This window comes from Pseudarthrobacter sp. SSS035, from assembly GCF_023273875.1.
GTDB lineage: Bacteria > Actinomycetota > Actinomycetes > Actinomycetales > Micrococcaceae > Arthrobacter.
On sequence record NZ_CP096882.1, the window covers coordinates 1,102,894 to 1,117,792 of the forward strand.

Annotated in this window: 7 protein-coding genes and 1 pseudogene; 2 read left to right on the forward strand and 6 right to left on the reverse strand. The window is 67.3% G+C overall.

Annotated features, from left to right (window positions below):
* Positions 1-216 precede the first annotated feature (216 nt).
* A pseudogene (locus MUN23_RS04960) lies at positions 217-4,763 on the forward strand (ExeM/NucH family extracellular endonuclease).
* An 87-nt stretch (positions 4,764-4,850) separates the two neighbouring features.
* Here MUN23_RS04960 and MUN23_RS04965 read toward each other — a convergent pair.
* The 6 genes from MUN23_RS04965 to MUN23_RS04990 form a co-directional block, all read right to left on the reverse strand.
* Positions 4,851-6,203 carry an LLM class flavin-dependent oxidoreductase gene (locus tag MUN23_RS04965; RefSeq protein ID WP_371875981.1) on the reverse strand — a complete coding sequence of 451 codons (1,353 nt, stop codon included), beginning with the start codon at positions 6,201-6,203 and terminating at the stop codon, positions 4,851-4,853.
* A complete protein-coding gene (locus tag MUN23_RS04970) occupies positions 6,200-7,159 on the reverse strand; it encodes a TauD/TfdA family dioxygenase (RefSeq protein WP_248762389.1) in 960 nt (319 codons plus the stop codon). The genes MUN23_RS04965 and MUN23_RS04970 overlap by 4 nt, the downstream gene beginning before the upstream one ends.
* 60 nt (positions 7,160-7,219) lie before the next feature.
* Entirely contained in the window at positions 7,220-8,143 is a 924-nt protein-coding gene (locus tag MUN23_RS04975) for an ABC transporter permease (RefSeq protein ID WP_248762391.1), read from the reverse strand.
* The gene (locus MUN23_RS04980; protein ID WP_248762392.1) at positions 8,143-9,027 is read right to left on the reverse strand and encodes an ABC transporter ATP-binding protein; all 885 of its coding nucleotides are present in this window, start codon (positions 9,025-9,027) and stop codon (positions 8,143-8,145) included. Before MUN23_RS04980 ends, MUN23_RS04975 begins: the two co-directional genes overlap by 1 nt.
* Positions 9,028-9,030: 3 nt before the next feature.
* Positions 9,031-10,149 carry an ABC transporter substrate-binding protein gene (locus MUN23_RS04985; protein WP_248762393.1) on the reverse strand — a complete coding sequence of 373 codons (1,119 nt, stop codon included), beginning with the start codon at positions 10,147-10,149 and terminating at the stop codon, positions 9,031-9,033.
* 391 nt (positions 10,150-10,540) lie between these two features.
* Positions 10,541-12,529 (reverse strand): FAD/NAD(P)-binding domain-containing protein, encoded by a 1,989-nt coding sequence (locus MUN23_RS04990; RefSeq protein ID WP_248762394.1) that lies wholly within the window; start codon positions 12,527-12,529, stop codon positions 10,541-10,543.
* A 74-nt stretch (positions 12,530-12,603) separates the two neighbouring features.
* Here MUN23_RS04990 and MUN23_RS04995 point away from each other — a divergent pair, with 74 nt between their 5' ends.
* Positions 12,604-14,874 (forward strand): prolyl oligopeptidase family protein, encoded by a 2,271-nt coding sequence (locus MUN23_RS04995; RefSeq protein WP_248762396.1) that lies wholly within the window; start codon positions 12,604-12,606, stop codon positions 14,872-14,874.
* The last annotated feature ends 25 nt before the right edge of the window (positions 14,875-14,899 follow it).

Here is a 14,899-nt window from a genome sequence, read left to right on the forward strand (position 1 = left end):
CCGGCCGGCAGCTTTCATTAAAGCTACCGGCCGGTATTGTTTTGCCCCACGGACGTTTCGCCAAATGCACACACCATCAACCCTGCGTTCATGCGGCGCTGCGTTGCTGTGCCGGACACCACCTGATCAAACGTGGAGTCCGGACACTGTCCGTAGGTACAACCCGGACACACTCCATCGGGCCCCCACCGGGACGCCCCTATGAAAGTAGAGCGGATGCACCATTCACCTTGGAAATTAGCGCTGGGAACAGCGGTGTTTGCGGGGCTTATCGCCACTCCGTTGGCAGCGGTCCCCGCCTTCGCCGTCGACGCAGCTCCAGCCGGCACTTCACCCGTTGTCATCAACGAGGCCTACCTGAGCGGCGGCAGTGCCGGCGCAGCGTACAAGAGTAAGTTCGTTGAGCTCTACAACACCTCCGACGCCGCGTTCTCCCTGGCCGGCTGGTCCGTCCAGTACCGTTCAGGCACGGGAACTGCGGCGCCCACCAGCGTGGCTGCCCTCACCGGTTCCATCCCTGCCAAGGGCCACTACCTCATCAAGGGCGGCAGCAACGGCACAGCCGGCGCAGACCTGCCCGCCCCCGATGTCGTGGCCACCAACCTGAACTTCCAGGGTCAAAACGGAACCATCGTGCTCGCAAAGCAGGCCACCGCCGTCGCGCTTGCCACCGGATCCGTCATTGAACCCGCCAACGTCGCCGATCTGCTGGGCTACGGCACCTCCAACACGTTCGAAACCCAGGCCGCGAAGTCACCGGCGGTCAACACCGACGTCAAAAGTCTGAACCGCGCCGCCGGTGCAGACAGCAACAGCAACCTCGCTGACTTCGCGCTCAGCGCGGCGATAACCCCGACGGCGGCCGGCGGCACAGTGCCCCCTGACCCCACGCCGGACCCCGACCCAACGCCGACACCGGTGCCCGGCACCAAAACAATCGCCGAAATCCAGGGCACCGGGACCGCCAGTCCGCTGGCCGGCACTGCCGTCACAACGCGCGGCAAAGTCACTGCGGCCTTCCCCACCGGCGGTTTCGCCGGCTACTACGTCCAGACCCCCGGAACCGGCGGCGACCTCACCCCGGCCAGCCACACGGCGTCGGACGCTGTTTTTGTCTACTCCCCGGCCACTGCTGGCTCTGTGCAGATCGGCGACTTTGTGGAGGTCACCGGCACGGTTTCCGAGTTCTTCGGCATGACCCAGGTCAGCTTGGCGGACGCCGCAGGGCTGGCCAAGCTCACTGACGCCACCCCCGAAGTGAAGGCCACCGCCTTCACGCTCCCGGCGGCCGAATCCTTCCGGGAGCGCTCGAGGGCATGCTGCTGGCACCGCAAGGGCCGGTCACCGTCACCGACAACTACTCGCTGAACCAGTACGGCGAAATCGGCCTTTCGGGCGGGACCACCACGCTGGTGCAGCCCACCGCCGTCGCGCGCTACGGCTCGGCCGAATACCAGGCCGCCGTGGCGGACAACGCAGCCCGCGGCATCAAGCTCGACGACGGCGCCACCACCAACTTCCTCAAGGACGCCACCACCAAGGCCCAGGTGCTGCCGTACCTGACGGCCACGGACCCGGTCCGCGTGGGCTCGCCGGTGACGTTCGCTACCAACGTGGTGCTCAGCTACGCCAACAACGCATGGAAGTTCCAGCCGCTGACCCATCTCACCGAGGCCAACAAGGGCACGGTCCAGCCGGCCAGTTTCGGCGCCACCCGCACCGAAGCTCCCGCCAGCGTGGGCGGCAACCTGAAGATCGCCTCCTTCAACGTGCTGAACTACTTCCCCACCACGGGCGACGCCCTCACCGGCTGTTCCTTCTACAAGGACCGCGACGGCAACCCCATCACGGTCCAGGGCGGCTGCGACGCCCGCGGCGCAGCAAACGCGGAGAACTTTCTCCGCCAGCAGCACAAGATCGTCGCCGCGATCACCAAGACCGGCGCCGACGTGGTGTCCCTCATGGAAATTGAAAATTCCGCCCAGTTCGGGAAGGATCGCGACGACGCCCTGGCCAAACTGGTGGACGCCCTCAACATCGCGACCCCCGGCATCTGGGACTACGTGCGGACACCCGCCAACGCTCCCCCGCTGGCTGACGAGGACATGATCCGCACCGCGTTCATTTTCAAGAAGGCCGCAGCCGAACCCGTGGAAGAATCCATCATCCACAACGACACCGTCGCCTTCGCCAACGCCCGCAAGCCGCTGGCCCAGGTGTTCAAGCCGGTGGGCGCCGGCGACGACAAAAAGTTCATCGCCATCGCCAACCACTTCAAGTCCAAGGGTTCGGCAGCAACGCCGGATGACACGGACAAGGGCCAGGGTGCTTCCAACCTCGCCCGCACCGCCCAGGCCAAGTCGCTCCTGGACTTCGCCACCGGCCTGCAGGCAGCCAAGGGCACGGACAAGGTTTTCCTGATCGGCGACTTCAACTCCTACGCCCAGGAAGACCCGATGAATGTCTTCGCGGACGCCGGCTACGTCAACCAGGACGGCAAGGCGAAGAACGCGGACGGCTCCGCGAAGCACTCCTACCTTTTCGGCGGCCTGGTGGGTTCGCTGGACCACATCCTGGCCTCCCCGGGCGCTGATGCAGTGGTCACGGGCGCGGACATCTGGAACATCAACTCCGTGGAGTCCGTGGCGCTGGAGTACAGCAGGTATAACAACAATGTGACCAACTACTATGCGCCGGAACAGTTCCGCGCCAGCGACCACGATCCCGTGGTGGTGGGCCTGGACCTGCCTGCCGGCCCGGTCACGCCGGCCAGCGTTGAGCTGAACTTCCTGGGCATCAACGATTTCCACGGCCGCATCGACACCAACACGGTGCTGTTTGCCGGCACCATCGAGAAGCTGCGCGCCGCCGCACCCGGGGCCACGGCCTTCCTGTCCGCGGGCGACAACATCGGGGCATCGCTGTTCGCCTCGGCCGTTGCCAAGGACCAGCCCACCATCGACGTGCTGAACGCGCTGGAGCTGGACGCTTCCGCCGTGGGCAACCACGAGTTCGACGGCGGCTGGGCGGACCTGCGCGACCGCGTCATCGCCGGCGGCACCAACGCCACGTTCCCGCTGCTCGGGGCGAACGTCTATAAAAAGGGAACCACCGAACCGGTCCTGCCGGAGTACACGGTGCTGGACATGGATGGCGTGAAGGTTGCCGTCATCGGCACGGTCACCCAGGAAGTCCCGTCGCTGGTGACGCCCGCCGGCATCGCCGATCTTGACTTCGGCGATCCCGTGGACGCCATCAACCGCGTGGCTGCCAAGATCACGGCGGAGAACCTCGCCGACGTGATCATCGCGGAAAACCACGACGGCGCCGGGTCCGGGACGCCGGACGGCGCCACCCTCGAGCAGGAAGTGGCAGCGGGCGGCCCGTTCGCGAGGCTGGTCACCGAAACCTCGGCCGACGTGGACGCCATCTTCACCGGCCACACGCACAAGGAATACGCCTGGAACGCACCGGTCCCCGGCGCCGATGGCAAGACCCGCCCAATTGTCCAGACCGGCAATTACGGCGAGAACATCGGCCAGATCCAGCTCACGGTGGATACGGCCACCAAGGAAGTCACCGCGTCGAAGGCCGGGAACGTCAGGCGGACCACGGATGCCGCCGCCGGCCTCGTAGCCGCTTACCCGCGGGTTGCAGCGGTTGATGCCATTGTGAAGAAAGCCCTGGCGGACGCCGCCGCGATCGGCAACCAGCCGGTGGGTGCGCTGACCGCTGATATCACCACGGCGTTCACCGCGGACCCTGCCGGCGGACCTGCCAAGCGCGATGACCGTGCCAGCGAATCGACGCTGGGCAACCTGGTGGCCGACTCACTGTTGGCGTCGCTCCAGCCGGCTGAGCTTGGTGCCGCGGAAATCGGCGTCGTCAATCCCGGCGGCCTCCGCAACGAGCTGTACTACGCCCCGGACGGCACCATCACCTACGCGGAGGCCAACTCGGTCCTGCCGTTTGTGAACAACCTGTGGACCACGTCCCTGACGGGCACGCAGTTCAAGGCACTCCTGGAGCAGCAGTGGCAGACCAACGCCGACGGCACGGTCCCCAGCCGCGCCTACCAGCAACTGGGCCTGTCCAGGAACGTCAACTACACCTACGACGCCACCCGCGCCGCCGGTGACCGGATCACCTCCATCCGCGTGGCCGGTGCCCTGCTCGATCCGGCGAAGTCCTACCGGATCGGAACGTTCAGCTTCCTTGCCACCGGTGGCGACAACTTCCGGGTCTTCAAGGACGGCGCCGGCACCAAGGATTCGGGTCTGGTGGACCGGGACGCCCGGATCAGGTACCTGCAGGCGCACAACCCCGTGTCGCCGGACTTCGCCCGGCGGACGGTGGCCGCAGTGAACACGACTGCAGCCGAGGTCAAGGCCGGGGATGCCATCACGCTGGCGGTTTCCAAACTGGACCTCACCTCGCTGGGCAGCCCGGTGAATACGTCGCTGGCTGCGGTGTTCACCGACAGCGCCGGGACTGTGACGGATCTTGGCACGGTGCCGGTTTCGGCGGGCGCTGCCGCCGTGAATCTCGCCGTTCCTGCTGGCGCTGCTGCGGGGACCGGAACCCTGACGCTCACGGCCGCCGAGTCCGGCACCGTGGTGAAGGCTGCTGTCCAGGTCGCTGCCAGCGGACCCGTTCCGCCGGTCTGCACGGCACCGGTACCGCCCACCAAGTGGTACGACGTCCTGGGGTGGATCCGATACGGCGTTGCCTGGATCCAGTACCAGCAGTGCCTGCGCGGCTAGCAGCAGGCAAGCGTTAAACAGAGGTGCCCCTCCCCGACTGAACCAGTTGGGGAGGGGCACTTTTGCGTTTCTGCATCAGCCTGAGTGTCAGGCGGGCTGCGGCACCCGTTCAAAGGAGTTGGCCGGGACGGCCAGGCCAAAGTGCTCGCGGAGCGTACGCCCGGTGTATTCGCGCCGGAACAGCCCGCGGTCCTGGAGGATGGGAACCACCTGGTCCACAAAGATGTCCAGGCCGGAGGGCAGCACGGGCGGCATGATGTTGAAGCCGTCCGCGGCACCGGACTGGAACCAGTGCTGGATGGCATCCGCCACCTGCTCCGGTGTTCCTGCGAAGGTACGGTGCCCGCGGCCCCCGCCAAGCCGCCCGATGAGCTGCCGGACAGTTAGGTGTTCGCTGCGGGCGAGGTTCACAATCAAGGTGTAACGGCTCTTGGCACCCTCGATCTCGTCCTCCGACGGGAGGTCGGCCGGCAGCTGGCCGTCCAGTTTCAGGGATTCCGGCGGGACGCGCAGCAGGTTGGCCAGCTGCCGCACCGCGTGCTCCGGCAGGATCAGCTCGTCCAGTTCCCGCTCCAGTTTGAGGGCCTCCGCCTCCGTAGCGCCGATGACGGGAACGATGCCCGGCAGGATCTTGATGGACTGCGGGTCCCTGCCCGCCGCCGTCGTCCGTCTTTTCAGGTCGGCGTAAAAGTCCTGGGCATCCGCCAGCGTCTGGTGGGCCGTGAAGACCGCCTCCGCGTGCCGCGCCGCGAAGTCCTTGCCGTTCTCGGACGACCCGGCCTGCACAATCACCGGGTGCCCCTGGACGGACCTGGGCACATCCAGGCCGCCCTCCACCTGGAAATGCGGGCCCTGGTGGTCTACCGGATGCACGCGCGAACTGTCAGCCCACACGCCGGCGTCCTTGTCCGCCACCACGGCGTCGTCTTCCCAGCTGTCCCAGAGCTTCTTGGCTACATCCAGGAATTCAGCTGCCCGCTCGTACCGCTGCGAGTGGGCCGGCTGGCCGGCGAGGGAGAAGTTCCTGGCGGCCGCGTCTCCCGCCGTGGTCACCACGTTCCAGCCCGCCCTGCCGCCGCTGATGTGGTCCACGGAGGCGAAGCGCCGCGCCAGGTTGTACGGCTCGTTGTACGTCGTCGAGGCGGTGGCGATCAGCCCGATCCGCTCGGTGACGGCAGCAATGGCGGCTAGCAATACAGTGGGTTCGAGGCTGCCGTAGGGCCGCTGGGCCACGTTTCCGTGCAGCACCGGGGAATCGGCGAAAAAGATCGAGTCCAGCTTGCCGCGCTCCGCCGTCTGGGCCAGCCGCTGGAAGTGGGCCACGTCCGTGCCAGCGAAGCTGTTGCTCTCCGGCAGCCGCCACGACGCCTCGTGGTGGCCGGTGCTCATCAGGAAGGCGTTCAGGTGCAGCTGCCTGGCGCCGCCAACCGTGGCACTCACGCGCGAACCCCGGCTGCATCGCGGGCAACTGCTTCAGGAACGACGACGGTCTCGGAGTAGGCGGACGAGTCGCCCTTGATGGAGGTGCTCCTGCGTCCGTCCACGCCGCGGGGAAGATCGCCGGCGATGGTCACGCGGTTGAGCTGGCGGGGCTGGCCGTCGTAGTTGTCCGGGGCGTAGTGCTGGGTGATGCGGTTGTCGAACAGCACCAGCTGGTCCGGTTCCCAGTTCACGCGCACCACGTTCTCCGGGCGGGTGATGTAGGCCTGCAGGAGGCGCAGGATGTCCTTGGACTCCGTGTTGGACAGGCCGACGATCCGCAGCCGCTGCGCGAAGCCCCCAATGAACAATCCGCGCTCGCCGGTCAGTGGGTGGACCCGCACCACGGGGTGGGCGGATTCGAAGTGGATCCGGGTGAACTCCTTGCGGCGTTCGTCTGCGTTGGCGTGTTCCAGGTTCTTGGGCACGGAGTAGTCGTAGTCGTTGGTGTGGATGGCCCAGAGGGTGTCGGCGAAGTTCCGCAGCTCCTCCGGCAGGTCCTGGTAGGCCCCGGCCGAGGACGCGATCAGGGTTTCCCCGCCGTAGCCCGGCAGGGTGATGCTGCGCAGGGTGGAGGCCTGCGGCGGGTTCACCACAAAGGTGACGTCGGTGTGCCAGTTGTTGGCACTGCCGTTTTCGCTGTCCACGGGCAGGACCGCGGGCTTTCCGTCCACGGAGGCCACCGTGGGGTGGGCCTTGGTGAGCGGGCCGAAGCGGCTGGCGAAACGCACCTGGTCCTCGTCGGTGCGGATGTTCGCTTCCCGGAAGACCAGGGCCTTGTGCGTGTTCAAGGCGTCCCGGAGCTGCGCCACGGTGTCCGGCGACAGGTCTGCACTGAGGTCCAGGCCGCGGATTTCGGCGCCGATGCGGGAGCTGAGCTTGGTGAACTGGAGCTTGGTTTCGGTGATGACGGTCATGGTGTTCCTTTGCAGTTCAGAAGGGGCAGTTAGGTGCTTATTGGTTGAGGCGCGGAGTGGTCAGGTGTCGGAGCCGACGGCAGTGCGCCAGCGGGAGAAGTGCCGTTCCAGTGCCACGAGGACGGTGTTGACCAGCAGTCCCACGACGGAGACGGTCAGGATGCCGGCGTACATGTCCGGGATCAGGAAGCTGCTCTGCGCGTTGACGATCAGGTAGCCCAGGCCGGCTTTGGCGCCCACCATCTCGGCGGCGATGAGCACCAGGATGGAGGAGGTCCCGGCCATCCTGATGCCGGTGAAGATCGTGGGGACCGCAGACGGCAGGATCACCTTCTGGAAGAGCCGGAAGCTGTTCAGCCCCAGGGATTTCGCGGCCCGGATCAGCAGCGGGTCCACGGTCCGGACGCCGGCGATGGTGTTCAGCAGGACCGGGAAGAACGCGGCGTAGGCCACGATGGTGATCTTCGATTCCTCCCCGATGCCCAGCAGCAGGGTGAACACCGGCAGCAGAGCCAGGGTTGCCGTGTTGCGGAAAAGCTCCAGCAGCGGGTTGAGGAACGAATTCAGCCAGCCGTACCAGGCAATCAGGAGTCCCAGGACGACGGCGGACACCACGGCGATGCCGAACCCGGACACCGAACGGGTCAGGCTGGCCTGGAGGTGGCTTTGGAGCTGGCCGTTCTCCAGGAGCCTGGCTCCGGCCGCCAGGACTTCGTGCAGCGGCGGCAGGAAGACCCGGGTGGCCGGGCTGGCCAGGAACAGCGGACCCACTTCCCACAGTGCGAGGAACAGGATGACGGCGAGCGATTTCCACCCGGCTCGCCCCGCGAGGCGGGCTGCGGCACCCAGCCTGGCTGCCGGCGTCGGGCGTTGCCCCCGTTCCGGGCCGGACGGTCCGGAGGTCCCGGGCTGCGTGGCTCCGGGCTTTAGGGAAGGGTCGACGGCGGCAGCCGCCTCTTGCGGTCGGGTCAACACAGTGCTCATCAGGCCGCACTCCTTTCGAGGGGTTGTTCATCGGGGGCGGTGCCGTCCGGGAGGATCTTCCGGTGGCCGGAGTCCTGGGCCAGGCGGACTTCGTCATGCAGCAGGGACCAGACCCGGTGCCGGTGTTCCACAAAGGCCGGATGCGAGCGGATGTCCGCGTCGCCGTCGCGGTCGGGGATGTTGATGTCCACTATTTCCTTGAGCCGGCCGGGGCGGGCGCTGAGCACCGCCACCCGCTGGCCGAGGTAGACCGCTTCGTCGATCCCGTGAGTGATGAAGACGATGGTTTTACCCGTGGCCTTCCAGATCCGCAGGAGCTCGTCCTGGAGCTGTTCGCGGGTCTGGGCGTCCAGGGCGGCGAAGGGCTCGTCCATCAGCAGAACGTCCGGCTCATAGGCGAGGCTTCTGGCAATGGCCACGCGCTGCTTCATACCGCCGGACAGTTCATGCGGATAGCGGTCCTCGAACCCGGCAAGGCCCACCAGATCGAGGAATTCGCTGGCCTTCGCCGCCCGTTCCTTCTTGGACAGGCCCGTGTTCTCGAGGCCGATCGAGACGTTGGCCGAGGCCGTACGCCAGGGGAACAGCGCGTACTGCTGGAAGACAACCGCCCTGTCCTGGCCGGGCCCCGTCACTTCCTTGCCGTCCACCATGACCTTTCCCGAGGTGGGGCGGGAAAGGCCGGCCAGCAGATCCAGGAGCGTGGTCTTGCCGGAGCCGCTGGGGCCCACCAGGGTGAGGAACTCACCGGCGGCCACGTCCAGGCTGAGGTCATCCAGCGCGGTGAGGACCGATGCTTCCGTCCCGGCGTTCCTGCCGGCCCCTTTGCCCGGCCGGACAGTGAATTCCTTGGTGACGTTCCTGAGACTGATCTTGGGTGTCATCTTCTATCCTTTCGAGGTTGCTGCCGGTGCCGGGGTTTCCAGCAGGTTGAACTCATTGGTGTAGAGCTTCTTGGTGTCCAGGTCGCCGGTGATGATTCCGGCGGACTTCAGGTAATCGGACCAGCGCGTGAAGTCCTGGTCCTGGAGCCGGCCGCCCGGCGATGCCACTCCCACGCTCTTCCAGTACTTCAGCGTCTCCGTGCTCTCGTTGCGGCCGCGCTTGGTGATGATTTCCTCGAACTTGGCGATCACCTGCTCCCGCGGCGTGGTGCGCTCCCACTCGATGGCCTTGGCGATTCCGGTGACCAACGTGCGGCTGGTTTCCGGATTCTTGGCCAGGAAATCCTTGCGGAGGACGTACTGGCCGGCGTCGAACGGGCCGCCGATCACGCCGACGTCGGTGAACAGGGCCCGTACGCCGCCTTCGGCAAGCGCACGGTCCTGGAGCACCCCGCCGAGTGTGCCGACGTCGACCTGCTTCTTGCGGAGGGCCACTTCGGTTTCGTTCGGCGGCACCACCACCAGCTGGACCTGCTTGATCTCGTCCGGGGTCAGTCCGCTGTTCTTCAGGTGGGTGTTGATGATCGCTTCGTGGTGCGCGCCCAGGGTGTTCACGGCGACTTTTTTGCCGATCAGGTCCCGGGCCGTCTTGATGGGACTGCCCTCTTCCACGTAGTAGCCGGTGAACGTTTCCTTGTCCTCGCCGTAGTAGTTGATGACGGCCTGGACGGGCGCGCCGGCTTCGATGAGCTTGATGACGGCGCCGGTGAAAGCTCCCCCGATGTCGGTCTGGTCGGTGGCCACGGACTGGATGCTCTGCGGCCCGCTGGTGGTGTTGCTGACCCACTCGAGCTTGATGTCGCCCAGGTAGCCGAGGTCCTCCGCCACTTCCACCAGCGCCACGGTGTTGGGCGAACCCTGGTAGCGGATGGTCTTCACTTCGGTGCCGGCGCCGCTGCCCCCGGACTGGGCTGTCGCTGCGCCGCCACAACCCGTCAGCACCAGCGAGAGCGCCATGGCTGCGGCGGCTGCGGCCACAGTGCCTGCTGCCTTCCTTGCAGCAGGGACTGCAGCCCTGCCTGCAGCGGGGGCGGTTCGTGCGGATGGCTTTCGGAATCTCATGGCTGAATCTTTCTGCGCTGGAGGTGTGGAACCGGTGATGCGGGTCCGGGCCGGCTGGCTTGTGGCAACCACTAGAACAGAGATGGAAGGGCGGTAAAAGGGCGGCATTCACACGAGGAAACCGCAGGTCACGGGCGTCCATGGGGCGTAGCACGGGGCAATCCGGACGTACGAGGCAACGCCGCGTCATCCTCCACAACAGGGCGCAACACTGCGTCAGGGATCGTCGGGACCGAGGCTGCGCGAAGTCATCAACCGCAACGCCAGGACACGGCGGCTTAACATTCTCCGGGTTTTTGTCCACATAATCGGCGTTGCCGCACGCTCAGGGGACGTTATCTGGACAAAAACCCAGGGACGCGAGGACGAATATTTCGCTGCGGCGGGATCCTCAGTGTCCGAGGATCCCCTGTGCGATTTCGTCCGCGTCGCGGAGCGTCCGCTGCCCGCTGGCGTACGTGGCGCCGCCCGGCTGGAGCGCTTCCGCGGCGATGGCCGTGCCCCACTGGGTGGCCGAAAGCTGCAGGCCCAGCACGTAGAGACCATCGGTGACCGAGCCGTTGGCCGCCACCGGCCGGTACGGGTGCGGCGCCACGTCCAGCCCGGTGGCCTGCACCGGCGCACCTTCCGCCGTCATCATCAGCCGGGGCCGCACCATCCCGTCCGCAAGAAGCTGTTCCAGGAGCGGTGAGTCGTTCGCAGAGACGCGGTTGGCCGGCGCGAGGGCCTCCACCATGGTCTTCGCCGCCACCGGCGGACCGTTCACCCAGGGCGAGACGGCGGTAAAGCGGCCTGACCGGCGGTCCACACTGAACCGGGGGTCCGGCCCCACGAAACTGACCACGCCGGCGCGCGCCAGGGCAGCCAGTTGTTCGGAGCGCAGCGCAGGCGGTCCGCTGGCCAGGCCCTCCACAAACGACTCAAACCAGCCACGCAGGCCGGCCACCCAGGATTCATCCGTGATGCCGCCGTCGGCCACTGCCGTTTTCAGCACCGCACGCCCGTGATGCAGCGCGCCGATGGCCATCTTCACCGGATCCTCCTCGCCCAGTGCGGAGCGGCGGGCGTCATCGAGCAGGTACTCGACGACGGCGGCATCCAGTTCAGCACGCGATCCGAAGGACCTGCCCGCCAAGGGAGACGCGAGGCCCCGCAGATCCAGCCGGTGCCGCGGCCCGACGTGCACTGCCAGGACACTCTCCACCGCGGCCTCCCAGTTGGCGGCGCTGTGGGCATGCGGGCGCAGCGCCTCATCCAGCGCGGGCAGGAACTCGGCTGCGTCGGGGACGGCCGCGGGCTGCGAGCGCACCAGGGTGGAGTAGTAGGCCCAGAGGGTGTCGCGGTGCAGCAGGGGCCAGAGATCATGGTCGAAGCCCGGGCGGATCCCGGTGGCCGCGAACCGTTCCAGCGCGGCATCGGTCAGGTACCGCAGGGTGACCGACGCCGGGTAGTAGCCGGCAAGTGCGGCCTTGGCCCGGTACGGGGTGCCGCGGCGGGAGGCGGCAATGATCAGCGGTTCCTGGCCGGACGGCTGATACTCGAGCCGGGTTCCGGCGTCGATGAACTTTCCGCCGCGGCCCTCCGTGAGCTGGCCCATCGCGTCGAAGAAGTTCAGCCCCATCCCCCGGACCAGGACCGGTTCGCCGGCCGGAACCGCGGCCCAGTCGACGTCCGCCGGGACGGCCGGCGGGAAGTAGCTCAGGCCCAGCTGTGCGGCCGATGCCTGGAGTTCCCGCTGTTCCGGGTTCAGCCGGGATGCAAGGTGCCCCAGGGCCAGGACCACGGAATCGACCGTGACCGAACCGCCGCCGGCGAGTCCGACGTCGAACGTACTGGGGGCTGTCCCGCCTGCGGCACTCTCCCCCAGTGTCCCCGCCGTTCCGTCGCGCGACGGGCGCACCGACACGGCCGTCGTTTCGTGGAAACAGACGGTGACGCCGTCGGGCAGTTTTGCCGTCAGCTCGTCGAGCGTGCAGCGCAGGTAGCGGCCGTACAGCGCCCGGCTGGGGAAGTCCCGCGTTCCCAAGGCAGCCAGTTCGGACCGCTCGTCCAGCGTCAGGGCCGGCATCGGCTCACGCTGCTGCCGGGCCCGCCAGCGGTCGAACGTGGTGCCCGCGACGGGCGGCGCCAGCCGGGGGTCTTCAGGGATGACGGTGGGATAAAAGGACTGGGTGTTCATAAGGTACAGCCGGGACTGGCCTGGCTGCCACACGTGCCCCGGACCCGCCGGATAGGGGTCGATGACGTCGATATGGAGGGATGCGGGGCCGGAGTGGGCAGCGGCGTACGCGGCGGCGTGTGCGAGCAAACGCTCCAGCACACTCGTTCCCCGCGGTCCGGCGCCGATGATGGCGGCCCGGATGCTCTTCGATTTACCCAAGCATCCAGAGTATCGGCATGAGCCCAAGGCACTTGACTTGCTTGCGGCGCAAAAATGTTGTTTGGATGGGGCGCATGACCACCACTGCAGCTGATCAAGCGCCCGGTTCATCGCCCGCCCCCGAACCCACTGATGAGAACGTCTGGCTGGAGGAGATCTACGGCGAGGCACCGCTTGCCTGGGTCCGGGAGCAGAACGCCCGCACCGAGGACCTTTTGGAGGACGCCGATTACGTGGGCCTGGAAGGGAGCATCCTGGAGGTGCTGGACTCCACGGACCGGATCGCCATGGTGGGCAAGCGCGGCGAGCGGTACTACAACTTCTGGAAGGACCAGGCGAACCCGAAGGGGCTGTGGCGCCGCACCACCTGGGAAAGCTACCTGACGGACTCCCCTGACTGGGATGTCCTGCTGGACGTGGATGCCCTCGCCGCCGCCGAAGGTGAGGAGTGGGTCTTCCACGGCGCCACGTTCCTGCGCCCCGCCGCGGGAGAGCCGTACCGCCTCGCGCTGCTGGCCCTCTCCCCCGACGGCGGCGACGCCAACCGCTACCGCGAGTTCGACGTCGGGACCCGCACCTTTGTTGACCCGGCCGACGGCGGCTTCGACCTGCCGACGGCGAAGGGGAACGTCTCGTGGCTGGACGCGGACACGCTGCTGGTCGCCTCCACGGCCGGGGACCTGCCGCGGACCGCCTCCTCGTACGCCCGGACGGCTGTCACCCTGCGGCGTGGCGAGGCCCTCTCCGCGGCTGCCCGGCTTTTTGAGGTGCCGGAGGACCACATGATGGCCGTGGTGGCGCACGATTCCACTCCCGGTTTTGAGCGCACGTTCGCCGTGGACTACATCGATTTCTACAACCGCAGCACGTTCATCCGCTGGGACGACGCCTGGCTCGAGATCGACGCGCCGACAGACGTGAACCTCAGCGCGCACCGCGAATGGCTCCTGTTCCGGCCGCAGCAGGACTGGTCCGTTGAGGGCAACACGTACCCCGCCGGGTCCTTGTTGGCCGCGAAATTCGAGGACTACCTTGCCGGGGCGCGGGATCTCTTGGTGCTGTTTACGCCGGATGCGCACACTTCGCTGCAGTCGTGGAGCTGGACGCGGAATTTCCTGCTGCTGAACCTGTTGCGGGACGTCTCGTCCGAGATCCGCGTGCTGGATCCCTCTGTTCCCGGCATTGCGGCCGACGGGCGTACGGCCAACGGGGGCGCGGCCGACGGCGGCGCCTGGGCTTCGTCGCTGCTGGATGCCTGCCCGCCGCTGCACGACGTCAACGCCTACGCGGTGGACGACGAAGATGAGGGACCGGCCGGCGGCGGTGCGGGCGACGACTTCTGGCTGGTCGCCACCGGATTCACCACCCCCAGCACGCTGATGCGCGGAAGCCTCACGCGGGATCCTGCCGGGACCGCTGGCTCCGGCGGGGACGTTGCCGGGACGGCTGGCGTGGTGAGCAGCCATGCGGCAGTCAAGGCGTCGCCGTCGTTCTTTAATGACGACCAGTACGAGGTGCAGCAGCACTTCGCCGTCTCCGCAGACGGCACCCGCGTCCCCTACTTCCAGGTGGCCTCGCGGGACCTTGTCCTGGACGGGCAGAACCCCACGCAGCTCTCAGGCTACGGCGGCTTCGAAGTCTCCCGGACCCCTGCGTACAGCGGAACCGTCGGCAGGGCTTGGCTGGAACGCAGGACCGCCACCTCCGGCGGGCCCGGCGAGGCCGCGCACTCCCGCGGCGGTGTCTACGTGGTGGCCAACATCCGGGGCGGCGGCGAATACGGGCCGTCCTGGCACCGGGCCGCGCTCAAGGAAAACCGGCACCGCGCCTTCGAGGACTTTGCCGCCGTGGCGCAGCACCTCGTCCACCGTGGCGTCACCTCCCGGGAACGGCTTGGCTGCGTCGGCGGTTCCAACGGCGGACTGCTGGTGGGCAACATGCTCACCACCTACCCGGAACTTTTCGGGGCTATCTCCTGCGGCGTTCCGCTGCTCGACATGAGGCGCTACACCAAGCTCTCCGCCGGGCACTCCTGGATCGCAGAATACGGCGACCCGGACGTGGCGGCGGAATGGGAGTACATCAAGACCTTCTCCCCGTACCACCTGCTCAAGGACGGCGTGGAGTACCCCGAAACATTCATCTGGACGGCCACGTCGGATGACAGGGTGGGACCGGTCCAGGCCCGCAAAATGGCCGCCCGGATGCAGGCGATGGGCATCCCGAATGTCTGGTTCCACGAAGCGCTGGAAGGCGGGCACGCCGGAGCTTCGGACAACCGGCAGGCCGCCGCGCTACAGGCCCGCAGCCAGCACTTCCTATGGCGGACGCTGGCAGGCGGTTGAGCGTAGGGCACTGTTCCTGGGCCCG